Below are 24,836 nucleotides of genomic sequence, written 5' to 3'. Positions count from 1 at the left end.
TTTTGTGAATTAAATGAATAGTCTAGTTCAATATTTAACGAACGAACAATTAAATTTATTGTGTAGCTAGCGCTGTTTCTATAGCTTTGCGCAATTTCTCTGACTGCGGTTTGGTTTTGCTGTTAAAGCGCGTCACTGTTTTTCTGTCGGCGGAAACAAGATATTTATAAAAATTCCAGTTGGGTGAGCTAGTTACCTTATTTAAATGCTGGAATACAGGGTTTGCGCCGCTGCCTCTCACTTCACTGGTAGCGAACATGTTGAAAGTGACCCCATAGTTTATGAAACATACATCGGCAGTCTCTTTTTCATCATCTTCTTCTTGGAAAAAATCATCAGATGGAAAACCCAATATAACTAAGCCTTGGTCTTTATATTCTTTGTTTAGTGCTTCTAAGCCTTCAAACTGCGGGGTAAAACCACAGTTGCTTGCGGTATTAACGATTAGCAGTGGTTTATTTTTAAATTGGCATAGGTTTATCGTTTCTTTGGAACGAAGCTTCCGTAATTCAACATTAGTGAAATCATCACATTGTGCTTGTGTTGTGTTTGATGATGCGGGCGTTTGAGCTGCAACCTGAGTGGTTAGAAGAGTTACACTAAGTAACAAAGCAAATTTATACATGGTTATTTCCTGCTAGTTTTTCCAATCGAATATACGCTAATATGCGCAAAAGTGATCACCAAATATTCGTTTTATGACTATTCGTACAGCAACCTATGATGATTTAGCGGCAATCGTCGCAATCTACAATGAAACAATCCCAGGACGTATGGTAACAGCCGATACCGAAGAGGTAACTGTTACAGATAAAGAAGCATGGTTTTTATCCCATTCTATTAATCGGCCTATTTTTGTATATGAACAAGAAGGAAAGGTTTTAGCATGGATAAGTTACAAGTCTTTTTACGGACGGCCCGCTTACGATGGAACTGTTGAAGTGAGCATTTATATTACCGCAAGTGCACAAGGAAAAGGGCTAGGTAAACGATTGCTGACATTCGCGGAGACCCATGCAAGCACACTTAAAATAAAAGTACTTTTAGCATTTATTTTTAGTCATAACCTACCGAGTATTAAGTTATTTAATCTATTTAATTATAAAGTATGGGGTGAATTGCCAAGTGTGGCAATTATGGATGGAAAACCTTACAGCTTAACTATTTTGGGAAAACATTTAGATTCATAGTTTGTTCATAAACTAATAAAAAATACGGTGTAAATTGTGCTGCATCGATTTTTTTCGACTACGCTAATTAAGTAATATGATTAATTGGGCGTAGCGTAAAGTGCGAAAGATATTAATTGTTGATAGTAATAGTGTTTTAGCAATGCGAGTAAAGGTGTTACTAGAGCTCATAGGGTGTAGGGTTGAGCTGATACACTTTTCAATGGTTGATAATGCTGTTTTAGCGCAGCAATTTGACCTTGTTGCTGCTTCACACGGTGTACCAACAGATACTATCAAAAAGCTAATGGGGGTATTTTCTCAAGAGCATCTTTTACTTTTGGCACCTAAAGCACAGCGCAGTGATTTACTTGAGCACTTTAGTGAAATTAATCGCTTACTACCTAATGCGGTGGTCATATACCCTTTCTTTGCCAACAAAGAGATCAGCGCTCTATTAGAAGGCGTGCTTGAACTTGATTCCGATAATATCTTAAAACTTCCTACGGTTTTACTTGTTGATCACTGCCCTGAGCGATTAAATACGATCGCGCACAATTTAAAAGGTGCACATATTAAAACCTTCACCGCAGAAAATATATTCTCAGCGGTAGAGTTAGTGAACCAGCATGCAATTGATTTATTAATTAGTGACTTTACCTTTGAAGATGGTACAGGTCTTGAGCTATTTAATAAATTCAAAACATTGCAACCTAATTGCCGTTGTTTACTTTATACCTCTAAGCCCGATCAAGTCTCTATGGTTGCAGCCATTCGTCAAGGTGTTGAAGATGTTTTAATTAAGCCAATAGATGACAATAGCTTGCTGCAATCGGTCCATAAGCTTTGGCAAACTGAATTGTTAAAACGCCACAATGCAGAGTTGGTAGAGCGTCTACAAAACACGGTTGATGCATTAATCGAAAAAGACAGCTTATTACGTGTTATTTTTAAGCACACCCCCGATGCGATCATTCTATTTGATCGTAACGGTAAAATTATTGAGGCCAATGATGCCTGTGAGTCATTATTTGAGAAATCGTTAAAAGAGTTTGAAAATTGCTCGGTGTATGACTTTTTTGACTTAGCTTCGACTACACGTATAAAAGACAAGGTCAGTACACTTAATAAAAATCGTCAATTTAGTTGTGATTTAAAGGTACTGAAGGAAAATGGTGCATCGGTTCCATTGGTGGGCTCGTTCAATGAAATTGACCATCACGGTGAAATAGCACTTGCTGTCATCTTTAAAAATGTTACGCACCTGAAAGAGAAAGAAGAGCTACTTCTTGAAGCAAAAGATACCCTAGAAGAAGAAGTTAAAGCACGCACAGCCCAGTTAGAGCACGCAAAAAATGTCGCTGAAGCTGCCAATCACAGTAAGTCAGAGTTTTTAGCTAATATGTCTCACGAGCTTAGAACACCTATGCATTCTATTCTTAGCTTCGCACGGTTTGGCTTAGAAAAAGTAGCCAATGATGACCTCAGTAAAGAGAAGCTTAATAAGTATTTATCACGAATAGAGCAAAGTGGTGAACGGTTACTTTCTTTACTCAATAACTTGCTTGACTTATCTAAGCTTGATGTTGGTAAATTTCCTTTTAACCCGCAGAAGCATAGCCTGATGAATATCATAAAAACCAGTATTGATGATGTCTCGGGTACAGCACTTGAACGTAATATCACCATTAAATTAATTGCGCCTAATACAAACATCACCATTGAGTGTGATGAAGAACAAATTAATCAAATTATGCGTAACTTACTTGGCAATGCGCTTAAATTTAGTGAGCCCAATAGCGATATAGACATAAAGCTGGCGCTAAGCAATGGATCGGCTGAAATTGCAGTTGTTGATCGTGGTATAGGTATACCTGACGACGAATTAGAAAAAGTATTCGCAAAGTTCGAACAAAGCAGTAAAACCAATAGCGGTGCAGGAGGCACCGGACTCGGTTTAGCAATTTGCCGTGAGTTTGTTTTGCTACATCAAGGCACTATTGTGGCAAGTAACAACGAATACGGTGGTGCCACTATTTTAGTGACCCTACCTTTAGAAATTGACTTTCCTCAGCATTTAACAAATGAAGAGCGAGTGCAAAGTAATTATGAAGCTTAATTTAAAATGGAAGAGGGTGAGATGGCCTTAAAACGAATTTTAGCAGTTGATGATGAGCCTTTTAATTTAGAGATCATTGAAGAGATCTTAGAAGAGCTCGATTTTGAATTAAAAATGGTTAATAGTGGTCCAGAATGCTTAGCTGTAGTTGAAGAGTTTGACCCACAAGTTATTTTACTTGATGTGAGTATGCCGCAAATGAGTGGCTATGAGGTATGCCGAAAGCTTAAAGAAAATCCAAACACAGCAAATATTATTGTTATGTTTGTGTCGGCAAGAGGCACAGTTGAAGAGCGTATGGAAGGGTATTCTGTTGGTGCCGAAGATTATATTGTGAAGCCATTTGGGCATGAAGAATTAAAACTGAAGCTTCAGCATCTACACCAAGTACTGATTGAAAAAGAGTCCTTAGAACAACAAGTCGAGGATGCAACATCGACAGCGTTTAACGCGATGGCAAATAGCAGTGAGATGGGGCAAATTGTTAATTATATTGAACATATTGGTTCTATTGATAATGAACAAGAGCTAGGAAAGGCATTGCTCCACTGTTTAAGCTCATTTGATTTACAAAGCAATGTTGAGTTTCGTCTTGATTCGGGGGTAGAGCATTTTTCTGTAACAGGGATATGCTCACCTATTGTGGTTGAACTGTTTGAAATGCTAAAAAATAAAGGCCGCTTACATGAGTTTTCGAGCCGCATTTTAGTGAACTATGAAATGATCAGTTTATTGATTCTCAATATGCCTGAACAAGACCCTGATAAGCATGGCCGAATTCGAGATCATATTTGTTTTTTGGTGAGTGTTACCGAGCAACAGCTTAAAGCGATTATTACTAAAAAAGAGCTTATTCGTCAGCAACAGCAATTAAATGACGCGGTGGGTAAAGTACATAGTAAGTTTCGTGGTTTGATTGAGCTATTAAATGAGAACCGTCTCAATAATGAAGCTGTTTTTAAACAACTACAGGAAGACCTTGAACAGCGAATACCAACAATGGGCCTTGATGAAGACCAAGAGGTTTTCATTTATCAAAAAGTTGATGAAACGATTCAAAACTCAGTTGCACGTGAAGAGTCAGTACAAGGTGTTAAAGCGGCATTTAAAGAAATTGAAGCAGATTTATCCTTGTTACTGAAAGGCTAACATTTATGACGTAACGTACTAGGCGTCTCGTGGTAAGCCTTTTTCTACAATACGAATTAGTCGCGCTGTTTTACGTAACTGTTGTTGGCGCTTATGGGTCTGTTGATCAAGCGCCCATTCAATATGCTCTTTTACAAGTGAAGTTGCGCTTTTAAGCGCGTCGCTTAATGTTGCCACTATTTCTTCGTTATATTCAGCATTACCTAAGCCTACAGCGAGATTTCTCTGCCATCGCTGGTGGCCTATTCGCCGGATAGGGCTACCTTCAGTATTTTTTAAAAATGTTGTTTCATCCCAAGCAAAAAGAGTTAACAGGTCTTGATCTTTTAATTGCTTTCGCGGGTGAAAATCAGCTTCATCCGTTATTTGACCATAACGATTCCATGGGCAGACGAGCTGGCAATCGTCACAGCCGTAAACCCGATTACCGAGTAAAGGACGGTACTCTTCAGGGATCGCACCCTGTAGCTCGATTGTTAAGTATGAAATACATTTACGAGCATCCACTACATAAGGCTCTACAATCGCGCCTGTAGGGCATAACGTCATGCAAGCGACACATTTACCACAGCCTTCAAAGGTGTTTTCCTCATCGATAGGCAGTGGAATATCAACAAATAACTCACCTAAAAAAAACCAAGAGCCCGCCTCTTTATTGATTAACAAACTATGCTTACCTCGCCAACCTAAGCCTGCTTTTTCAGCAAGTTGCCTTTCAAGTACTGGCGCAGAGTCGACAAATGGGCGAAACCCTAGCTCGCCAACATGCTGCTCAATCTTTTGGCCGAGCTTTTTTAGGCGATTACGAAGTAGCTTATGGTAGTCCCGACCCAAGGCATAGCGGCTGATGTACGCTTTGTTTGTTTGCTTTAAGTTTTTTGCAAAGCTGGCATCGGGGGGCAGGTAATTCATTTTAACTGAAATGACTCTTTGTGTGCCGGGGACTAATTCAGCAGGGCGAGCACGCTTCATACCATGGGCAGCCATGTACTCCATCTCACCATGATAACCTTTATCTAGCCAGCGCTGAAGCTGTGCTTCATGCTTAGTGAGATCGATATCGGTGATCCCCACTTCGGCAAAACCAAGGTCTTTACCCCATTGTTTAATTTGCAAAGCGAGTTGTTGGTAATCGGTAGTAGGAGTTGTCACAGTCAATAAAAAAGTAGCCAAGAAGTGGCTACTTTACCATAAATAGTTAAAACAAAAGAGCTAAAACAGACCTTAAACAAAGCGTTTTAATTGTTGTAGTGTTTGTTGACTTAGTAAATGTGATTGCTCACAATCAGCCAGTGACTCATCTATTTGCTGTTTCGCTTGTTCACCTAATGTCACAATTTGTTCAACACTTTGATGAGTTTGTGTTTGTGTTTGTTCCAGTAAATGTACTGCACTGACTATTTGTTGTAATTGCTGCTGATTTTGCTCAAATTCGCCAAGCATATTACTAAACCCTGCAGAGGTATCACTGATCGCTGTTTCTGCATCGCTAGAATGACTAATTAACTGCTCAGACTCTTTGTTTGTTTCATTAACTAATGTATTCATTTGATTAATGAAGTCACTTATTTGACGAGTCGCATCATTCACTTTTACTGAAAGTGTTCTCACTTCATCTGCAACCACAGCAAAGCCTCGTCCAGCTTCGCCAGCGCGTGCCGCTTCAATGGCTGCATTTAATGCAAGTAAATTAGTTTGATCGGAAAACTCTTCAACCATTTTTAAAATAGCGCGAATATTTTCACTGTTTTCTTTTAAACCTGAAATAGTCGCTGAGAAGTTAGCTAAAATCTGGCTAATCATCGCAACCTTATTTACAAGTGCAGAGAGCTCTGTAGCTGAATTTTTTACAAATGTCAGATGCTCACTATTAATCGTATGTACACTGTCTGTGTTAGCCGAAATATGTTCTAAGCTTGAAGTAATTTGGTTACTTGAATCAGTAATTGTATGGCTAAATTTAATCTGCTGATGGCTAATCTCTGCTGTCTGTTGCATTGATTGAGTCATCTTTGAACTGCTGTCAGCACTGGCTTGCGCACTTTGATAAGTTGTCGCAAGTAGCTCACCTAAGTGTGCCGTAAAGGTATTGTATTGTTCGCTGAGATCTCTGAATTCATCAAATGTGAAGTGTGGTAACTTAGCAGATAAATCAGCATCATGGCGGTTAATGTGCGCTAGTGTGTCACGCATGGCTTGGACTGGGCGTACAATTAAAAAACGCATATAGAAAATAGTAAAAATAAAGCTCGCGACGATGATAAGTGCCATTAACCAAAACAAGCTCATGCTTGCTTGTTGCTCTGAAAGGCTATTGTAAAGCCAGATTAAAGTGATAGCCTGGAATGCAAACACGAATCCTAAATTACCGACAATTTTACGCGTTAAGGTGTAAAAGAAAGTCTGTTCGATAAAATTATACATGCGCATATAGCTACTCATTAAGGTGTTGTGTTGATTCATTTGGACGTTTCTTAGTCTTGTTCAATGCCACTCAATTCAACAGTATAGCTTACTCTTGCTGAGTTACAGCGATTGAAGTGTCATTTGTGTATGACAGGGGAAATTGGTAAAAATACCATCCACGCCATAACTTAACATTAATTCAATATCTTCTACTTTATCGACCGTGTAAGCATAAACTTGAAGGCCTCGTTGTTTTGCATCTGCAACAAATTCATGGTTTATAAAGTTTTTATCTATATGAATGCTGTAGGCATGCAGTTTTTGAGCAAATTCACTGTAATTGATTGGAATTGAAGCCGTAAGAGCGCCAATTTTTACCCATGGTAACTTTTGTTTGAGCCACATGAGTTGATGATGATCAAAAGATGATACCAAAATATTATCTCTTGATATTTTTCCAATACTAATATTTGACTCTACCATCTCAACAAACTTATCTAAAGAAAAAGTGTGTTTTAGTTCAAGGTTTAAAAGCGTTTTATCTTCTACCCAGTCAATGGCATCTTGCAGACAGGGAACAACTTCTCCGTTACCTGCATCATATTGTTGAATGTGCTCTTTTGTGCAGGCATTTACTTTACCGCGACCAGAGGTTGTGCGATCGAGCCAAGTGTCGTGAATGATCATGTAATCATCAAGGCAGCTCTGTACGTCAATTTCGATACCATCTACTGCCAAATCTACTGCGGCAATAATGGCGCTTTTGGTATTTTCTGGATAGGTACCACTGGCACCTCTGTGAGCGAATACTTTCATCATTGCTTATGTTTCCGAGTCACTGACCATGTTTCATAAAAAGCGGCACTAATCACTAATGTACCACCAATAAGTGTGCTAATTGTAGGTTGCTCATGCAAAATTAAAAAAGCGAAAAACGTACCGTATAAAGGTTGCAAACAAGATATTAAACCAGCGGTTGAAGCGGATAAATGTTTTAAGCTTGCTGCAAACAGTGAATGCGGTGCTGCTGTAAAAATAACCCCTACGGTAATTAATAGCAGCCAATTTATTGTATCAACTTGTAATGGTGGTACTTCGACAAACGCGCATAACATAATACACGCGATCCAAGTTTGATAAAGCATGGTTTGTGGGCCGCCATATTGGCTAAAGTAACGCTTATGCACAATATTTCTAAAAGCAAAAAAACACGCTGACAAAATACCAATGGCAATCCCTAGAGTCACATCATTTCCTAAGCTGGCATCAGGAATGAGTAAGTAAATACCCAACATCACCACCAAGGCACTTGCTATATCTTTGAGTTGCGGTTTGCTGCCATGAAAAAAAGGCTCTAAAAATACCGTAATCACAGGGTAAGTAAAAAAGGCAATCATACCCACTGCAATCCCTGCCAATTGCATACCAGCAAAGTAGGTGAGCCAATGAACTCCAACCGTGATGCCAAGCAACAAGGCAATTAGGTAATCACGGCGAGAATGAAGCTTAATGGCTTTGTGTTGAATTGTGAGTAAAATCAGTAAGGCACAGCCCGCAATCGCTGTTCTATAAACGGTAATATCTAATGCACTTAGGCTGACCAATTTGGCAAATAATGCGGTGCCACCGAATAGTAGCACTGCAATGTGTAAGTACATAAGGCTCTGTTTGTGCGCCTGCATTACAAACCTTATTTTTGTTGTTATTAACTCTCTTTGTAACGGTAATCCTTTACTTTGTAAACTCCCTAAATAGGCTAATCCATTCGGTTAGTTCCAATATTTCCAACCTTGCAAGTAATAATGGAGCACATTAGGCTCATCAAGCGTCGATACTTTTTCATTGTTAGCGCTAATATCGGGGGAGAAAATAAACAGTTGAGCATCATTTTCTGGACGATAAAAGCGAGTGTTAACAGGCAATAACTGGTGGTTACTACACATCAGGTTACACGCCATGACAAAGCCCCATTCACCAAACGACGGTACGTTCAAATGATAAGGCAAAGTATGGGCGAAGCCTGCTGCATTGAGCGTATTGTTGATAGACCAAAATGCCTGCTTCGCAAAAAACGGGCTCGTTGCTTGGGTCACAACAATGCCATTGTCAGGCAAGCTAGCTTTTACTAATTGGTAAAATTGTTTGCTGTAGAGTCGTGCTAAGTTAATCGCCTTAGGGTCAGGTAAATCAATAAAAATGATATCGAACAGTTGCTTGCCTTGCTCAATAAACACATAGGCATCTTGGTGAATAACTTTAACCTTTGGATCATTTAGCGACTGTTGATTAAGGGTTGTTAAATTGTGATTAGTCCTTGCAAGCTTGGCAACAGCAGGGTCTAAATCGACAAGGGTAATAGACTCTAGTTGCGGGTACTTCAAAAGCTCTCTAGCTGCTAAGCCGTCACCACCGCCTAAAATTAGAATTCGTTTTGCGTTGCCATGGCGCACCATAGCTGGATGAATAAGCGCTTCGTGATAGCGATATTCATCAATCGATGAAAATTGTAAGCCACCATTTAAATAAAGCCGAATATCATCTTTATGGCGAGTCAGAACAATTTGTTGATAAGGCGTTTGCTCTGAGTGGACGACACGATCATCATAGATTTGGCTTTGCCAAAGGTGGGTGAGTTGTTTACTAGCAAATAAACAAAGCACCAATATGAGACTAACTAAAATGAGCGTGAACCTTAGCACCTGTCGACGATGGGTGCTGATATGGTCAATAAAGTACCACAGCAATAACAGCGCAATACTTAAGTTCATTAGGCCAAAGCTTAAGGCTGTTTTAAATACCCCCAGCCAAGGTAAAAATAGAAAAGGGAATAGTAAAGTTGCGAGCAGGGCACCAAAGTAGTCAATTGATAGTACATTGGCAAGGTTTGCTTTTAGCGCATAGTGCTTTTCCATTAAGCGACTTAACAGTGGAATTTCTAAACCAATTAAAATACCTATTAAGGTGGTGAGTAAAATACTAATCGCTTGTAGTGGTAAGCCATACGCATAAGCGAAGTATAGTAATGGCACACTCAAGCCACCTAGTAATGCTAGTAGTAACTCAAAACCGATAAAATAAACCAGCAATGGCTTATCAGGCACGAAGCGAGAAAAATAAGAGCCAACCCCCATTGCCGCCATATACACGCCAATTGTCAGGGAAAATTGGGTGATGCTATCACCTAAAAAATAGGCGCCAGTGGTCGCAATTAATAATTCATAAATTATAGAGCAAAGACCGGCGACAAAAATACTAAACAGTAAAATGTGGCTTTCGCGAATTGACTTACTTACCACCTGGGCCGCCTCGTGAACGGAAACCTGCGCTGCCAATACTTTGCTCACGTAATTGTTTATCAACGTTTATATTGAAGTGGTGATATGAATAAACTTGCCAATCGTGCTCATCATCGCCTTTGCTATAAGCCAACAAAGATGCAACTAGCACAGGCACGAAAAACAACAATGCAATTGGCCAAGCTGGGATATGGGTTTCCATTGCTTTCATAGCCTCTGGGCTTAACGTGTTGATTGGTTTATAAGTAAGTTCAGAGTTTTTTCTCTTTGCGCCAAGTCGATGCAAAATAACAATGAAAGAGAAGCCTGTTATTATGCCAGTGATCCAAAGTAGAGGGTCGATGAAGCTGATGTTGCCTTTGATTGGAATGATGCGAAATGTATAATTGAAATGCTTAGCGCTATTACTGGGGCCAAAGCTACTGCTCACATATGCACTATATTGGCCTTTTTTAGGGAAGTGCACATCATGATAAGCTCTGCTCTTATATTCTCGCCATTCACCTTCAGAATCACGCCCTGATTCAGCCCATAGCTCATCAGAATAACTAAATAGATAGTTGCCTTCAGGGTCAAAAATTTCCATATCAATGGCTTTCCATGAATTTAAAGGCAGGCTACCTGTTATTTCTAAACGCATCATTTGGCCATCTTCAGGCACTGTAAATAGGTAGGCTTTGTCTTGTCCATCGTAGTCTTTAAAATTACCATCTTGGCCACTGATTAGGGGCGTCTGTAGGTCTGAACGTATTATTAAGCAGGCCAAAAATGTGATGGCAGCGATAATACAAAGCTTATAGATGTTCATCCGTTACTCCATAAATAAGCTCAAATAGCGATGGTAATGATTACAGCAACACACACTGCAATGCTACTTTCAATAACCGCCACCGCAGTGTTGTTGTCGTGCATTGCTTGGTCGAGGGAGATTTTACTAAAGATAATTTTATCAACGAGGTAGCGCACAATTGGTAAAATTAAAAAGCCAAATAATGCGTCAATAAAGAATAAACTCAGGCTTTGTTGCCAGCTGTGGAAGCCACCAATCAGCGCATGGCATAAGATTATAGCTAATGCCAACATAGTGGCAGAAAAGCTAAGTGCGACGGCTTTATTGCCTTTTTCGAGTTGCTCATGAAGGTTGAAACTTGTTAGGCGATCATAGCCTTTGGCAAAAATGATCAGCATCAGTTGCCCGAGTAAATAGAATACGATGGCTGATAACCACGTTCCTTCGCCTGTTAATGCGCCACCAATAATCAGTGCTGCGGCCATATAGTTAGCTGCTTGTACTAGGCCAACCGCCTCGTTTTGTTGGTTAATTAATTGTGCTTCATTGCAGAATAAGCGCAGTAGTAACTTGTCATTTAAAATGCGTGAGCAAGTAAGTAGCACCATACCTAATACGCTGTAAAGTGATACATTCATTAAATCGCTCAGTAGACCTTGACTAGGCCCTGCTAACACAAAACCATAAATAATAGTAATCGCACCTAAGTAGCCGCCAATGGATAAACCTAAAGCACTGTTGGCATTGTCGGTTAATTGGCTGGTGGTGTTATAAGGGGTCGCTAGGTTATAGGACAATTTTGCAACGGCTATAATCGCAATGAACAAACCAATATAGGCGCTGTTATAGGCCATCGTTGATAGGTAGTGGGTTAAGTTAATATCCATATAAATTTGTTAGTGTGTTGTTATTTACCGAAAATATTAACACAGAGTGTTTGCTGCAAAGAATATTAAAGCCCCATTTTTAGCAGAATTAATCAATTTCTTAAAAGTTTCATAGCTTTTGCCTGTCTCATTGTGAGGTTATGGGTTAAAATAACAACATAACCAACTAACAAGATAGTGAATGTCAAAACAGGATCCCAATCTCAGTCGAGAGCAAGAAAAGTACGAAAACCCCGTCCCTAGCCGTGAGTTTATACTTACTCACTTAGAATCTCGCGCTAAACCAGCAAACTTCACACAACTTTGTGACGAATTACAGGTGAATGATACAGAGCGTCAAATTGCGTTCAAACGTCGTTTACGTGCAATGGAGCGCGATGGTCAACTGTATTTCAATAAGTTTAAATGCTACGCATTGATAGATGAATCAGGCCTCGTTAAAGGCAAGGTCATTGGTCATCGTGACGGATTCGGCTTTTTAGAAGTTGAAGGTGAGAGTAAAGATTGGTTTATCGCAAAGCACCAAATGAATATGGTGTTGCACGGTGACATTGTGCTTGCTAAAGGCAATCGCAAAGGTTCAAGTGGCAAATGCGAAGCACGTATCATTAAAGTATTAACTAATGAACGCGCGCCCATTGTCGGCCGTTATTTTGTTGAGCATGGTATCGCCGTTGTTGTGGCGGAAGACCCACGCATAACGCAAGATATTATGATACTGCCCGGCAGTGAAAATGGCGCGCGCCATAATCAAATGGTGCAGGTGCAAATTACCCAAAACCCAAGCCGACATATGAATGCAGTGGGCACAGTCACCGAAGTTCTCGGTGAACACTTAGCACCAGGGATGGAAATTGAAGTTGCACTGCGTAATCACGATATTCCCCATGTGTGGCCAGAAGCGGTTGAAAAGCAAGTTGCTCATTTAGGGGAATTTGTTGATGAGCAAGCAAAGCAAGGTCGTGTAGATTTACGTGACTTACCACTGGTTACTATCGACGGTGAGGATGCCCGTGACTTTGACGATGCCGTTTATTGTGAGCGCAAGCCATCAGGTGGTTGGCGTTTGTGGGTAGCCATTGCCGATGTGTCGCATTATGTAGGTATGAACACACCACTGAATAAAGAAGCGATCGAGCGTGGTAACTCAGTGTATTTCCCTGAGCAAGTTATTCCGATGCTGCCAAAAGTATTATCCAATGGCTTATGCTCATTAAACCCAGAAGTTGACCGTTTATGTATGGTTGCAGAGATGACGGTGTCAGATGCGGGTAAGTTGTCTGGCTATAAGTTTTACGAAGCAGTGATGAACTCACACGCTCGTTTTACCTACACTAAAGTGAATGCGATTTTACAAGGCGATGAAAAGCTGCGTGAAGACTATGCCGAGATGGTGCCGCACTTAACTGACTTACAGCAAATGTATATGGCACTTAAAGCTGCACGCCAAGAGCGTGGTGCGATTGAGTTTGAAACCTTAGAAACACGTTTTGTGTTTAATGCACACCGTAAGATTGAATCAATCGTGCCTGTGGTGCGCAATGATGCGCACAAACTTATCGAAGAGTGCATGATTTTAGCGAACGTATCTGCTGCCCGATTATTAGAAAAACACGAGGCGAGTGCGCTATATCGTGTGCATGATGAACCGGATGCTGAAAAGCTTGGTTTTTTCAGAAACTTTTTATCAGAGCTTGGTATCGAAACCGCGATTTCTGATGAGCCAACACCAAAAGAAATAACCCAAGTGTTAGCAAAATTAGGCGACCGCCCTGAAGCTGAGCTTATTCAAACCATGTTGCTACGCTCAATGAAGCAAGCGGTTTATCAGCCTGATAATATTGGTCACTTTGGATTAGCGTTACCTGCTTACGCCCACTTTACGTCGCCAATTCGTCGTTACCCAGATTTAGTGGTACACCGTGCAATTAAAGCTGTGCTTAAAGCGCAAGGCCAGCAAACATCCGGTGAGTACGCATACACTGATGACGAAGTTGATATGTTAGGTGAGCAGTGTTCAACCACTGAACGCCGTGCTGATGATGCAACTCGCGAAGTAGCAGATTGGCTTAAATGTGAATTTATGCAAGACCATGTTGGTGACGAATTTGGTGGGGTGATCTCATCGGTGACTAACTTTGGGTTGTTTGTGCGTTTAGACGATTTACAAATCGATGGCATGATCCACGTAACCAACTTAGGCAATGAATATTTCCATTACGATGGTGCTAAGCATTGCTTGATTGGTGAGCAAACCCACACTGTTTATCGTTTAGGCGATAAATTAACGGTTCAGGTATCATCTGTCAGTCTTGATGAGCGACGCATAAACTTAGTGTTAGCAGGCGAAGCACAGCAAGACCGTTATGCCCGTCGTCGTGGCCGTAGCGCCCCTGCAAAACCAAGTGTTCGTGCCCAGCTAAAAGCAGGTAAAATTCCTGGTAAAAAATCTGAATCAAGTCGCTTTGAAGCAAAATCAGGCGATAAAGACAACGAAAAACGTGGCAAGTCTTCTCCTTCTAAAGGGCGCAAAAAGCCAAGTAGTAAAAAAGCTGATGCAGTAAAAGCCAGTAACAAAAAGAGTAAGAAAAAAGCCACTAAAAAGGCAAAAAGACCGGGTAAGAATGCCCGTAAACGTAATGGCCGAGGAGCAAATAATACGTGAGTAATGAATTAATTTTTGGCTTTCACTCAGTTGAAGCAATTTTAGCAAAAGAGCCTGAGCGCTTTTTAGAAATTTATGCTTTAAAAGGCCGTGAAGACAAACGTTTAAATCCGGTTATTGACCAAGCACGTAAATTCGGTATTTCTGTACAGTTTATGCAGCGTAAAGCGCTTGATAATAAAGCCAATGGTGAGCAACACCAAGGCATTATTGCCAATGTAAAAGCGGCGCGTATGTATAACGAGAAAGATCTAGATGAGATCATTGCCCGTGAAGAAACGCCTTTCTTATTGGTGCTTGATGGCATTACTGATCCGCATAATTTAGGGGCCTGTTTACGTAGCGCTGATGCTGCGGGTGTACACGCGATTATTGTGCCTAAAGATAAATCTGCCAAACTCAATGGTACAGCACGCAAAGTAGCATGCGGCGCAGCGGAAACAGTACCATTGGTACAAGTCACTAATCTTGCACGTACCTTGCGTGAAATTAAAGACGCTGGCGTGTGGGTGGTTGGCACTGCCGGTGAAACAGATACGGAATTATTTGATGCAAACCTGACAGGGCCAATGGCTGTTGTTATGGGTGCCGAAGGAGATGGTATGCGCCGCCTGACTCGTGAGCATTGTGATTTACTTGTTAAAATTCCAATGGCAGGCACGGTATCTAGCTTAAATGTATCAGTGGCGACCGGTATTTGTTTATTTGAAGTGTTACGCCAGCGTAATGCGACCCAGCTATAAAGCTGACTGCAACCCACCGAATATCATTAAATAACCACCTTTATAAAGGTGGTTATTTAATATCTAAAAGCTCTTCAAAAACGTTAACTAAAAATTAATGCTGTGTTAGCTTTTCCTGTGTGTTATCCTTTTATTAGTCATTTAACTGATTAATTCAAAAGGGAAAATATGTTAAAAGGAATCGTGACAATCCTGCTTTTGGCAACATTCATTGTCAATGCAAAAGCCCCTGCATGGGAACAATACGCCAAACTTCCAATGGTTGAGCAGCCAAGCTTATCGCCAAATGGTGAGCTTATTGCGACACTCTATAATACTGATTCGGGCCCAACGATTAGTGTTACTAAGTTTCCTGATATTGATTTTAAGGTGCTGGCACGGTTAAAGAAAAACAAAGACCGTGTTGATTTTATTCGCTGGTCAGGCAATCGCTACATTATCGTTTCGGCAAGTTATCCCGAATATGTAAATGGTCAGTTTTTCAGAGTATCTAGGTTGTACTCTATCAATGTAGAAACCTCTGAAACTAAAGTGCTCACATCTCCACGTTTTACAGATGATCGTTGGTATAAGTATCAGTCGTTTGAGTTAGTATCATCACTCAAGGATGAAACCGATTACGCGCTTATTTCCACCTACGACAAAAATGATAAGGGCTATGTTGTCTATCGTGTGCATTTAGGCACATCTGACTTTGATAAAGTTCAGGGTAATAAAAATGATATTGGTAGCTGGTATGCTGATAGTAAAGGGGTTATCAGACTTGGACTAGCCGTTGAAGAAAAAGACGACGTATTTACCGCATCAATTTGGTACAGAGCAAATAAAGACGCAGAGCTAAAAAAAATTCACTCACAGGTGTGGGGCGAAGATGACACTTTTTCTATTCAAGCTTTATCAAAAGATGGCTCGAAAGCGTATGTGCTCTCTAATAGGGAGCTTGGACGTGAAGCTCTTTGGCTCTATAACATAGAAGCAGGCAAGTTTGAGGAGTTGATTTTTAGTAATGATAAATATGATCTCGATGGCGCAATAACTGATAATGAGGGCGAGTTTATCGGTGTATCTTTTTTTGATGACTACTATCGCACTCACTATTTTGATGACAAAGATGGCGCACAAGAGCGTGAGGTAGCAGGCCTATTTAAAGGAAAGCAAGCCACAATCAGCAGCCGTAGCCGAGATCATACGCGATTATTAGTGTCAGTCACTAACGATGTTACGCCGCCAACTTATTATTACTTTGACTTAAATACTCAAAAAGGAGGTGTTTGGTTATCGAAATACCCTTATTTAGTCAGAAAGTCATTTAGCCCTGTACAAAATTATAGCTTTAAAGCCAGTGATGGTCTGGAAATAACGGGTTACTTTACGCAGCCAGCAAATGTTAAAAATCCGCCATTGATCGTTATGCCGCATGGTGGTCCGCATGCCAGAGATTATAAGTATTTTGACAAAGAGCTTCAGTACCTTGTTGAGTTAGGGTTTTCTGTATTACAAGTTAACTTTAGGGGCTCTGCAGGCTTTGGTAGCGCATTCGAAACGGCTGGTTATTACCAGTGGGGTAAACGCATGCAACAAGATGTGTATGAGGCAATGGATTGGGCAATTGCGCAAGGCTTAGCTAAAAAAGACAATGCCTGTATTTTTGGTGCAAGTTACGGTGGGTATGTTGCCTTAACAGCAGCCTTTCAAGAGCCTAAGCGCTTTAAATGTGTGGTGAGTATATCAGGCGTCTCTGACCTTGAAACTTTTGTTACTAAAACCGATAGACAAGGGAAATACTTAGGTAATATTGTTGATGTTAAAGATGATAAGTCTATCGATGCGTTAGCTGAGGTATCAGCAATAAGAAAAATAAACCATATTAAGGCACCTATTCTTTTAATACATGGTAATAACGATACGCGCGTTAATTATAATCAATCGAAAGATTTCTATGACAAAGCGAGAAAGCAGTTAGATATTAAATATGTTGAAATAGAGGATGGAACACACTTTTTTGACGATCAAGAAAGCCAAGTAAAGTTATTCTCTGAGATAACGCCGTTTTTGAAAAAGCACCTATTATAGGTAGCCTTAGTAACATCTAGATAAAATTTAAATAATAGAGTAATAAAAAAGCCGATGTTTGAAGTTACATCGGCTTTTTTGTATCTATTTCGTGAGATTAGATTTTTGCAAAAGCGTCTTGTAGTGGCGGTACTACTTGCTTCTTACGACTTAGTACACCATCTAACCAAACTTGGTCATTTTCAGACTCAACACCGTAAGCTGTTTCGATAACCGATGTGTCATCCGATGCGATCAGCATTTGCGAGCCTTCTTTCATGATGTCTGTTAGTAGTAGTAACACTGAATGACGACCGCCTTCTTCTTTCAGCTTTGCGATATCAGCTTCAAGGTCTGCTTTAATCTCATCAAATACAGCAAGGTCGATCACTTCTAGCTGGCCAATACCTACTAGCTTACCGTTCATGTTGAAGTCTTTAAAGTCACGCATGACTAAGTCGCGTGCAGGTGTGCCTTCAACCGCTGATTTCACCTTGAACATTTCCATGCCAAGCTCTTTAAAATCTTCGATACCTGCGATTTCAGCAAGTGCTTCAACACACTTGATGTCAGCCGTTGTGCACGTTGGTGATTTAAAGATTACTGTGTCGCTTAAAATTGCACATAGCATGATGCCTGCGATATCTTTTGGAATCTCTACATTATAGAAGTCATACATCATTTTGATGATAGTGTTTGAACAGCCAACAGGACGGATCCAACACTCAAGCGGTGTTGATGATGTTAAATCGCCCAATTTGTGGTGATCAACAACACCGACAACACGTGCTTGATCGATGTCATCAGGTGCTTGCGTTTTTTCTGTATGGTCAACGATATAAACGTCTTCACCTGCGTAGCTAAGCTTTAGCTCAGGGGCTTCGAAACCAAATTTATCTAGGATAAACTGTGTTTCAGGCGATACTTCACCTAAACGCGTTGGTATTGCAGGTTCTTCGATTTGGTTTTTTAAATAAGCAAGCGCAATTGCACCGCAAATTGAATCTGAATCAGGGATCTTATGACCCACTACATACATTGACATTGACGGAACTCCTTTAAATTTGGCGGATATTTTAGCAAAGTCTCTACAGATTGATACATAACAGACATGAAATTTTGTTGATCAATTACAACTGCCAATTAACGGGCTTTTTAGTTACACTTTAAGGTATTGAAAAGTGAGGAAGATACGATGCGTTTGAGCCGAAAAGCATGGAATAATGTGGTGATTATTTCGATGCTGTTAATGATTTTTTTCTTTAACGGTTTGCACAAAAAGCTCAATACTCCCCCTGCGAATGAGGGCGTTCAAGCTCTACTGCCTGAGCAAAGCTTTATTTTAGCAATGGCTTTTCCTGAACTGAAAATTGAGCGCATAGGAACTTCGTGGCGGAGCCAAAAGTTACAAAGCATTACCTGGCAAGCCGATGAACAAACACTAGAGCAATTAGTTGAGCGTTGGCAGCGTCAGCAATTAACCATCGCAGCGCTGCCAGTGAGTAAAATTTCAAAGGCGTCAGCGGATTATGTTGCCTCTGTATGGCTTGCTGGTGAGCAATTGCCAGCGGTGTATCAGCTATATAGCATTGAGCAGCAATACTATTTATTGGATAAGCGGTTACAGCGGGTGTTTGTGCTTGAGCAAGCCGATGTCGTTCAGTTATTTCCGCTATACCCGTTTTAAGAGAGTCATAGATGCCTGAATTACCAGAAGTTGAAGTTAGCCGTTTGGGAATAACGCCGCATGTGCTTGACCAAACAGTAACCAAAGTAAATATTCATAACGCCAGCATGCGTTGGCCTGTGCCTGATGATGTTTATCAATTACAAGGGCTTAAAGTTACGTCCGTTGAACGTAGAGCAAAATACTTATTACTTGGCTGTGAACTGGGTAGTGTTATTTTGCATTTAGGTATGTCGGGTAATTTACGTGTTGTGGATGCTACAGAGCCCTTAAAAAAACATGACCATATTGAGTTTATTTTAGCATCTGGTAAAGCGTTACGGCTTAATGATGCTCGTCGCTTTGGGGCTTGCTTATGGCAAGCGCCAAATGAATGCCATACCTTGCTGTCAAAGCTAGGGCCTGAGCCGTTAACAGAAGAGTTTGTTGCAAAGCGCGTTTTTGAGCAGTCACGCAACAAAAAAGTACCTATTAAACAATTTATTATGGATAACGCTGTGGTGGTTGGTGTAGGTAATATCTATGCTAATGAGTCGCTATTTAAAGCCGGAATTCATCCAAAACGTGAAGCCGGCAAGGTATCATTAAAGCGTTATCAGCAATTAGTGCCCATTATTAAAGAAACCCTTGCAGCAGCGATTACACAAGGTGGCACAACATTAAAAGACTTTGCCCAAAGTGATGGTAAACCTGGTTATTTTGCGCAGCAATTGCTGGTTTATGGCCGCAAAGGCGAGCCGTGCGTTAACTGTAAAGAGCCACTAAAGGAAATTAGATTAGGGCAAAGAAGCACAGTTTACTGTGCTAATTGCCAAAAGTGACTCTGAAAGTAACCATGAAAAAGCACGCCTCGGTGTGCTTTTAAATTATAGTTCAAATGGTGCGACACCGACCGCTTTCATTTTATAGCCAACTTGGGCAATTTCACCCGACCACGTTTCTGTGCTAATCACCCCTGTAACAACGATTGCATCATAAAGGCTCTCAATAGGCACACCACCTTCAATTGTGACATGCACAATTTGGTTTGGTGGCGGTGGTGGTACGTGGATACAGGCACCAAAATATGGTACCAGTAAAAACTCAGTAATCACTTCGCTGTCGCCCTCTAGTGGCACTACAAAGCCAGGCAAACTAACTGATTGGCCGTTCAGTTCTTTAACAACCGGCGCATCTAAATCAGGTTGCACCCAATTTTGTTCTGAACCCTCATGGTTAGCTTGTGCTTGAGTGTCAATTTGTACATGCCCTTGAGGGATTAAGTCTTCCCAAAAAATTTCTTTAGGTTTGCCTGCATTCGCAAAAGTGCAAGATAAAAGCATGGCAACAGCAATAAATTTTTGAAAAAATTGCATAAAATTCCTTAAATTTTGATACTCATGCCATCGGCAAGTGAGTAAAAATATGCGCGGGTTGCAGGTATCAACCCGACGATAAAACCTGCAAACATTATCGCAGCTAATAGCATGAGTTCATAGGCCGATAATAGCGCTATATTAAGGCTTATTCCGGCATGGCTTTGCAAGTAACCTGCGCCGAATAGCATTAAACCGTAGAACAAGGCGACACCAACAAGGCAGCCTAGCCCAGTGATGAGTAATGATTCTGCGCTTATCAATGTAAAAATATGCCAAGGCCTAGCGCCTACCGAGCGCAAAATAGCCAATTCTCTGCGACGCTGATTTAAGCTCGACAGCAGGCTGGTCAACATGCCAAGTAAACTAATAATGACCACCACAATTGAAAAAAGTAATAATATTTTTTCGACAATTGAGAGCATTTCCCACAATTCGCGTAAGGTCACACCAGGCATGATGGCAAGTAATGCCTCATCTTTGTATTGGTTGATATTGCGGCGCACTTGTAGGGTGTACAGTGGCGAATCAAAACCAAGTAGAAAAGCGGTTATTTGTTTTGGTGTGCCGATGAGATCGACAGCATCATGCTGGTCGTGGTCGTGGTCGTGGTCATTAGCTTTTTCATGTTGATGATTATGACCCCCATGAATTTCATCAATCGCAGCAAGTGGAATATGTAGGGTTTTATCAACGGGTGTACCCGTTGCTTGTAAAATACCAACAACGGTAAATGGGTTATCATCATGGTTATGAAAGCTAGTATTACCCATGCCGTGAGCAATCACGACCTTATCACCCAGTTGATAGCCAAGGGATTTGGCTACATCAGCACCAAGAACAACGTCAAATAAGTGATTAAACTCATGGCCGTTTGCAAAGCTTAATAGTTGCTTCTTGCCAAAGCGATAGTAAGTAAAGTAGTCCTTGTTTGTACCAAGCACCGCAAGGCCTTTATGGCTATCACCTAAAGACAGTGGAATGCTCCAGCTAACCCCTCGTTGCTTTGCAATATACTGATAACTTTGCCAACTGACGCCGTTATTAGCATGTCCAATACGAAATACAGAAGAGAGCAGCAATTGAATGTCGCCCGTGCGAGCGCCAACGATCAAATCTGTGCCAGAAATGGTATTACTAAAGCTACTTTTGGCATCGATACGAACACGCTCAATCGACATGAGCAACATCACACTAATAGCAATAGTGAATAACGTAAGCAAAGCACTGGCTTTGCGATTGAATAAGCTTTTTGCGGCAAGTTTAAGTAGTAGCATGTCTGCCTCCTTGTAGTTCAACAAGGTCAATGCTGCGTTTGAAAAGGCTGCGCAGGGTCTCATCATGACTGACAAACACGAGTGTGCTATTAGTGGCTGTGGCTTGGGCAAACAGTAACTTCACAAATGCTTGACGGTTTTGTGTGTCCAGTGCCGAGGTTGGTTCATCGGCGATAATGATTTCTGGGCTACCTATAAATGCTCTGGCTGCTGCAACACGTTGTTGTTGGCCAATACTTAATTCACCGACAGCTTGATGCTGTAAGCTGCCTGTTAACCCTAACGCTGTAAGCAGTCGGCTCGCTTCTGCACTAATAGTGGCATTGTTTTGAAGCGCATGGTGTTTGCGAGATGGTGAAAATTGGCAGCCTAATGTCACGTTTTCAATGGGTGATAAGTAAGACAGTAAATTAAAGTTTTGGAAAATATAACCAATATGGTCGGCACGAAAACGGTCGCGTTGGCTATTACTAAGTTGGTTTATTGCTTTGCCAAGTAACTCAATTGTGCCTTTGTTAGGAGTAGCAACACCGGCAAGCAAAGACAGCAACGTTGATTTACCGCAGCCACTCGGGCCATGAAGAAAAACATGTTCGCCTTGATCAATCTGCAATTGTGCAATATTGATCGTTGGCGCCGTTTGTTGTGAGTGCCACTTAAATAGCACATTTGAAAGCGTGATCATAACGACCTATAAGTTGTTACCATCGCCAGTAATTTAATTTTTTACGCATTTTTAGGTTACGAATAAAATTACGTGGTTTTGGCTTAAGTGCTGGATTAGTCAATAGTAATTCATTGCTGGCAGCAAGTACACGTTGACTCGATAAGCCGTCCTGATATGGGTGTAACTGTTGGCAGAAGTGCTCAATTTTAGCCATTAGCTCATCGGGTTCTGTGAGAGCATAATCGATGGCCTGTTCGATTTTGTCTGCATCTGTAATGTCAACGAGATGTTCCCCTGGGTTTTGGTTGCAGAAGGTCACCACAGGCTTACGTTGTAAAATAAACATCAGTAATATCGATGAGGTATCACAGAGCATCACATCCGCTGCTTTTAGAAGCGGTAAAACATTGTCGGTTTCTACAAAGGTTAAGTTTTCATTTTGTAGCGCTTTATATTGCGCAACGAGTTCACTTGGCATTTTAGGATGAAACTGCATTAAAATGCGCCATTTTCCTTGCTCGCTAAAGGCTTTAATTTGTTCATAAAGCTTTGGAGCAAGTGAGATACGCCTAGAAAAAGTCGAGCAAATGAGCAATGTTTTACGCGGATCTTGCTTATCTTCATAGGGGTTATTTTCAATCTCAGAAAAGTAGGGATCAAGTGTTGGCCAACCTGTTTCTTTTACTTGAAAGTAGCCATGCTTCTGAGCAAGCTCTATAAAGGTGGTCGTAGTTGATGGCCCTTGCGTGCAATATAAATCAAAACAGTCACGAATTTTAAAATGATTATCTAGGCCATTATTAACGCGTTTTCCTGAGTTAAAGCCATGAAAAACTTTGACTTTTTTACCAGGGATAAAGTTTGGAACAATATTTCCTGGTAGATAGACAATATCGGGCTGCCATTTTTTTACATCGTTTAATGACATCAAACGTTGTTCTTCTTGGTGAAGAAAATCAGGGTTAACCTCGTCTCCTTCTAGAAACCACTTAACCTCACCGCCATGAGCTAAAATTTCTTGCTGTAGAGGGCGCAAGATGGCGTATGAATAATTCTGTGAAATATACATTAAGTATTTTTTTTCTGCGGTAGCTGCTAAGTAATCCAAGAAAACCTCCTATTGTGAGGGCGCTATTATAGCGAAGTTTTGTTTATGACAGCAAAATTACAGAACATTTAAAGTTTATTGATTTTGTTATGAGAATTGAAAAGCGGATCGTAGCGCAATGATTGAGCTTTCATAGCGTCTAGATTATTATAGGCGGCCATAACCCCAATCCCATACACGTGCTCATTTGAGCATGCCAAATACTTTCGGAGATAGCATGACTAGCTATAAAGTTTTAGACGTAAACGATGATTTACCGATCCGTACCAAAGGTGCGGTACACAGTGGTAAAGTGCGTTCAGTTTATTGGTTAACTGATGAAGACAGCGCTCGTTTAATTAATGAAAAAGGTTACCAAGTTCCAGAGGGAACTGAGCTAGCTATTATGGTTATTTCAGACCGTATTTCTGCGTTTGATTGTATTTGGCAAGGTGAAAATGGCTTAAATGGTGTGCCAGGTAAAGGCATTGCCTTAAACTCAGTGGCATCACATTGGTTTAAGTTATTTGATAAAGCAGGTCTTGCAGGTAATCATATTGTTGATATTCCACATCCTTATGTGTGGATTGTGCGTAAAGCAAGTACAGTAAAAGTTGAAGCAATTGCTCGCCAATATATTACAGGTAGCATGTGGCGTGATTACGCGAAAGGCACACGCAATTTCTGTGGTATTGATTTGCCTGAAGGGCTAACAGCTAATCAAAAGTTAGATGATGTACTTATTACACCATCAACAAAAGGGATTATTACAGGTGTTGCCGAAATTCCTGAGGTGGACGATGTTAATATCACTCGCGAAAACATTACGAATAATCTATCAGTATTTAACTTTAAATCTGAAGATGATGTCGCTAAATATGAGCAATTGCTAGTTGAGGGCTTTAAGCTTATTAGTGATGAGTTAGCACAGCTTGACCAAATCTTCGTAGATACTAAGTTTGAGTTTGGTTACGTAGAAGATATCGATGGCTCAGACAAGCTTATTTATATTGATGAAGTGGGTACGCCTGACTCATCACGTATTTGGGATGGCCCTGCTTATCGTGATGGTAAAATAGTTGAAAATTCAAAAGAAGGTTTCCGCCAGTTATTAATTAATAATGTGCCAGACAGTGATGTATTGTTAAATAAAGATCGCATGGGTGAGCGGGAGCAATTAGCAAAAGACTACACATTGCCTGAATCTGTGATGCTTGAAGTGTCTGATACTTATGTTGGTATCGCAAGTAAAATAGTGGGCGAAAAAATAACGATACCAAGCGACCCGCGTGGTGAAGTGATTGCTATTTTAGACAGTGAATACGGTTTGATTAAACACAGTTAAATACCTTTTTAGGCCTAACATTCCTACAAGGCCTTTCTTATTTTTAAGCCAAGTTTGTATTTTAGGTACATCTGCTTGGCTTTTTTCTTGCTTTTCCTGCTTTCAGTCATTAACTTAACACAAGATTAATCTATACTAATTA

The 24,836-nt window shown here is 40.6% G+C and carries 22 protein-coding genes; 9 read left to right on the top strand and 13 right to left on the bottom strand.

Features of this window, described 5'->3' with window-relative positions; all coding sequences use genetic code 11:
• Window positions 1–55: 55 nt before the first annotated feature.
• A complete protein-coding gene (locus tag L3V41_RS04380) occupies window positions 56–625 on the bottom strand; it encodes a glutathione peroxidase (protein ID WP_237127214.1) in 570 nt (189 codons plus the stop codon).
• 73 nt (window positions 626–698) lie between these two features.
• Between L3V41_RS04380 and L3V41_RS04375 the strand changes: the two genes are divergently transcribed.
• From L3V41_RS04375 to L3V41_RS04365, 3 genes are all read left to right on the top strand, one after another.
• Window positions 699–1,190 carry a GNAT family N-acetyltransferase gene (locus L3V41_RS04375; RefSeq protein WP_062568636.1) on the top strand — a complete coding sequence of 164 codons (492 nt, stop codon included), beginning with the start codon at window positions 699–701 and terminating at the stop codon, window positions 1,188–1,190.
• Window positions 1,191–1,332: 142 nt separating this feature from the next.
• Entirely contained in the window at window positions 1,333–3,288 is a 1,956-nt protein-coding gene (locus L3V41_RS04370) for an ATP-binding protein (RefSeq protein ID WP_062568817.1), read from the top strand.
• A 21-nt stretch (window positions 3,289–3,309) separates the two neighbouring features.
• Window positions 3,310–4,437 (top strand): response regulator, encoded by a 1,128-nt coding sequence (locus L3V41_RS04365; protein WP_193987813.1) that lies wholly within the window; start codon window positions 3,310–3,312, stop codon window positions 4,435–4,437.
• Window positions 4,438–4,455: 18 nt separating this feature from the next.
• On the opposite strand, the gene queG is transcribed toward L3V41_RS04365, so the two are convergent.
• The 7 genes from queG to L3V41_RS04330 form a co-directional block, all read right to left on the bottom strand.
• Window positions 4,456–5,589 (bottom strand): tRNA epoxyqueuosine(34) reductase QueG, encoded by a 1,134-nt coding sequence (gene queG / locus L3V41_RS04360; protein ID WP_193988992.1) that lies wholly within the window; start codon window positions 5,587–5,589, stop codon window positions 4,456–4,458.
• Window positions 5,590–5,661: 72 nt separating this feature from the next.
• Window positions 5,662–6,879 (bottom strand): methyl-accepting chemotaxis protein, encoded by a 1,218-nt coding sequence (locus L3V41_RS04355; RefSeq protein ID WP_237115275.1) that lies wholly within the window; start codon window positions 6,877–6,879, stop codon window positions 5,662–5,664.
• 84 nt (window positions 6,880–6,963) lie between these two features.
• Entirely contained in the window at window positions 6,964–7,662 is a 699-nt protein-coding gene (locus L3V41_RS04350; protein ID WP_193987812.1) for a glycerophosphodiester phosphodiesterase family protein, read from the bottom strand.
• Window positions 7,659–8,525 carry a DMT family transporter gene (locus L3V41_RS04345; protein ID WP_193987811.1) on the bottom strand — a complete coding sequence of 289 codons (867 nt, stop codon included), beginning with the start codon at window positions 8,523–8,525 and terminating at the stop codon, window positions 7,659–7,661. The genes L3V41_RS04350 and L3V41_RS04345 overlap by 4 nt, the downstream gene beginning before the upstream one ends.
• Before the next feature lie 87 nt (window positions 8,526–8,612).
• Entirely contained in the window at window positions 8,613–10,139 is a 1,527-nt protein-coding gene (locus tag L3V41_RS04340; RefSeq protein WP_193987810.1) for a polyamine aminopropyltransferase, read from the bottom strand.
• Window positions 10,129–10,947 (bottom strand): hypothetical protein, encoded by an 819-nt coding sequence (locus L3V41_RS04335; protein ID WP_237127213.1) that lies wholly within the window; start codon window positions 10,945–10,947, stop codon window positions 10,129–10,131. Before L3V41_RS04335 ends, L3V41_RS04340 begins: the two co-directional genes overlap by 11 nt.
• A gap of 20 nt (window positions 10,948–10,967) precedes the next feature.
• Window positions 10,968–11,816, bottom strand: coding sequence for a DUF350 domain-containing protein (locus L3V41_RS04330; RefSeq protein ID WP_228074320.1), 849 nt, complete (start codon window positions 11,814–11,816; stop codon window positions 10,968–10,970).
• A 181-nt stretch (window positions 11,817–11,997) separates the two neighbouring features.
• Between L3V41_RS04330 and rnr the strand changes: the two genes are divergently transcribed.
• From rnr to L3V41_RS04315, 3 genes are all read left to right on the top strand, one after another.
• On the top strand, window positions 11,998–14,481 hold the full coding sequence (rnr, locus tag L3V41_RS04325; RefSeq protein ID WP_237127212.1) for a ribonuclease R: 2,484 nt from the start codon (window positions 11,998–12,000) through the stop codon (window positions 14,479–14,481).
• Window positions 14,478–15,224, top strand: a complete 747-nt coding sequence (rlmB, locus tag L3V41_RS04320; RefSeq protein WP_062568643.1) for a 23S rRNA (guanosine(2251)-2'-O)-methyltransferase RlmB — start codon at window positions 14,478–14,480, stop codon at window positions 15,222–15,224. Before rnr ends, rlmB begins: the two co-directional genes overlap by 4 nt.
• 168 nt (window positions 15,225–15,392) lie before the next feature.
• Window positions 15,393–17,297 (top strand): alpha/beta fold hydrolase, encoded by a 1,905-nt coding sequence (locus L3V41_RS04315; protein ID WP_237114452.1) that lies wholly within the window; start codon window positions 15,393–15,395, stop codon window positions 17,295–17,297.
• A gap of 97 nt (window positions 17,298–17,394) precedes the next feature.
• Here L3V41_RS04315 and L3V41_RS04310 read toward each other — a convergent pair whose 3' ends face one another.
• Window positions 17,395–18,321, bottom strand: coding sequence for a manganese-dependent inorganic pyrophosphatase (locus L3V41_RS04310; RefSeq protein ID WP_062568644.1), 927 nt, complete (start codon window positions 18,319–18,321; stop codon window positions 17,395–17,397).
• 150 nt (window positions 18,322–18,471) lie between these two features.
• On the opposite strand from L3V41_RS04310, the gene L3V41_RS04305 reads away from it, so the two are divergent.
• Both L3V41_RS04305 and mutM read left to right on the top strand, forming a co-directional pair.
• A complete protein-coding gene (locus L3V41_RS04305) occupies window positions 18,472–18,963 on the top strand; it encodes a hypothetical protein (RefSeq protein ID WP_062568645.1) in 492 nt (163 codons plus the stop codon).
• 11 nt (window positions 18,964–18,974) lie between these two features.
• Window positions 18,975–19,784, top strand: coding sequence for a bifunctional DNA-formamidopyrimidine glycosylase/DNA-(apurinic or apyrimidinic site) lyase (mutM, locus tag L3V41_RS04300; RefSeq protein WP_062568646.1), 810 nt, complete (start codon window positions 18,975–18,977; stop codon window positions 19,782–19,784).
• A 45-nt stretch (window positions 19,785–19,829) separates the two neighbouring features.
• On the opposite strand, the gene L3V41_RS04295 is transcribed toward mutM, so the two are convergent.
• The 4 genes from L3V41_RS04295 to L3V41_RS04280 are packed head-to-tail and all read right to left on the bottom strand — an operon-like array spanning window position 19,830 to window position 23,370.
• A complete protein-coding gene (locus tag L3V41_RS04295) occupies window positions 19,830–20,285 on the bottom strand; it encodes a DUF3299 domain-containing protein (RefSeq protein WP_228074505.1) in 456 nt (151 codons plus the stop codon).
• 41 nt (window positions 20,286–20,326) lie between these two features.
• Window positions 20,327–21,595 carry an ABC transporter permease gene (locus tag L3V41_RS04290; RefSeq protein ID WP_237127211.1) on the bottom strand — a complete coding sequence of 423 codons (1,269 nt, stop codon included), beginning with the start codon at window positions 21,593–21,595 and terminating at the stop codon, window positions 20,327–20,329.
• A complete protein-coding gene (locus L3V41_RS04285; RefSeq protein ID WP_062568649.1) occupies window positions 21,582–22,280 on the bottom strand; it encodes an ABC transporter ATP-binding protein in 699 nt (232 codons plus the stop codon). Before L3V41_RS04285 ends, L3V41_RS04290 begins: the two co-directional genes overlap by 14 nt.
• A gap of 16 nt (window positions 22,281–22,296) precedes the next feature.
• Window positions 22,297–23,370, bottom strand: coding sequence for a CDP-glycerol glycerophosphotransferase family protein (locus L3V41_RS04280; protein ID WP_193987804.1), 1,074 nt, complete (start codon window positions 23,368–23,370; stop codon window positions 22,297–22,299).
• Window positions 23,371–23,587: 217 nt separating this feature from the next.
• Here L3V41_RS04280 and L3V41_RS04275 point away from each other — a divergent pair, with 217 nt between their 5' ends.
• Window positions 23,588–24,694 (top strand): phosphoribosylaminoimidazolesuccinocarboxamide synthase, encoded by a 1,107-nt coding sequence (locus tag L3V41_RS04275; protein ID WP_237114450.1) that lies wholly within the window; start codon window positions 23,588–23,590, stop codon window positions 24,692–24,694.
• Window positions 24,695–24,836 lie beyond the last annotated feature (142 nt).

The organism is Pseudoalteromonas sp. L21 (assembly GCF_021728035.1).
Lineage (GTDB): Bacteria > Pseudomonadota > Gammaproteobacteria > Enterobacterales > Alteromonadaceae > Pseudoalteromonas > Pseudoalteromonas arabiensis.
This window is presented reverse-complemented; position numbering and strand designations above follow the sequence as displayed.

Bases quoted from the DNA above. Each gene is read 5' to 3' on its own strand.
- L3V41_RS04305 (WP_062568645.1), top strand. From the start codon at position 18,472: ATGCGTTTGAGCCGAAAAGCATGGAATAATGTGGTGATTATTTCGATG.
- L3V41_RS04295 (WP_228074505.1), bottom strand. From the start codon at position 20,285: ATGCTTTTATCTTGCACTTTTGCGAATGCAGGCAAACCTAAAGAAATT.
- L3V41_RS04375 (WP_062568636.1), top strand. From the start codon at position 699: ATGACTATTCGTACAGCAACCTATGATGATTTAGCGGCAATCGTCGCA.
- L3V41_RS04330 (WP_228074320.1), bottom strand. From the start codon at position 11,816: ATGGATATTAACTTAACCCACTACCTATCAACGATGGCCTATAACAGC.
- L3V41_RS04315 (WP_237114452.1), top strand. From the start codon at position 15,393: ATGTTAAAAGGAATCGTGACAATCCTGCTTTTGGCAACATTCATTGTC.
- L3V41_RS04275 (WP_237114450.1), top strand. From the start codon at position 23,588: ATGACTAGCTATAAAGTTTTAGACGTAAACGATGATTTACCGATCCGT.
- mutM (WP_062568646.1), top strand. From the start codon at position 18,975: ATGCCTGAATTACCAGAAGTTGAAGTTAGCCGTTTGGGAATAACGCCG.
- L3V41_RS04290 (WP_237127211.1), bottom strand. From the start codon at position 21,595: ATGCTACTACTTAAACTTGCCGCAAAAAGCTTATTCAATCGCAAAGCC.
- rnr (WP_237127212.1), top strand. From the start codon at position 11,998: ATGTCAAAACAGGATCCCAATCTCAGTCGAGAGCAAGAAAAGTACGAA.
- L3V41_RS04365 (WP_193987813.1), top strand. From the start codon at position 3,310: ATGGCCTTAAAACGAATTTTAGCAGTTGATGATGAGCCTTTTAATTTA.
- L3V41_RS04380 (WP_237127214.1), bottom strand. From the start codon at position 625: ATGTATAAATTTGCTTTGTTACTTAGTGTAACTCTTCTAACCACTCAG.
- L3V41_RS04345 (WP_193987811.1), bottom strand. From the start codon at position 8,525: ATGCAGGCGCACAAACAGAGCCTTATGTACTTACACATTGCAGTGCTA.
- L3V41_RS04285 (WP_062568649.1), bottom strand. From the start codon at position 22,280: ATGATCACGCTTTCAAATGTGCTATTTAAGTGGCACTCACAACAAACG.
- L3V41_RS04370 (WP_062568817.1), top strand. From the start codon at position 1,333: ATGCGAGTAAAGGTGTTACTAGAGCTCATAGGGTGTAGGGTTGAGCTG.
- L3V41_RS04355 (WP_237115275.1), bottom strand. From the start codon at position 6,879: ATGAGTAGCTATATGCGCATGTATAATTTTATCGAACAGACTTTCTTT.
- L3V41_RS04335 (WP_237127213.1), bottom strand. From the start codon at position 10,947: ATGAACATCTATAAGCTTTGTATTATCGCTGCCATCACATTTTTGGCC.
- L3V41_RS04350 (WP_193987812.1), bottom strand. From the start codon at position 7,662: ATGATGAAAGTATTCGCTCACAGAGGTGCCAGTGGTACCTATCCAGAA.
- L3V41_RS04310 (WP_062568644.1), bottom strand. From the start codon at position 18,321: ATGTCAATGTATGTAGTGGGTCATAAGATCCCTGATTCAGATTCAATT.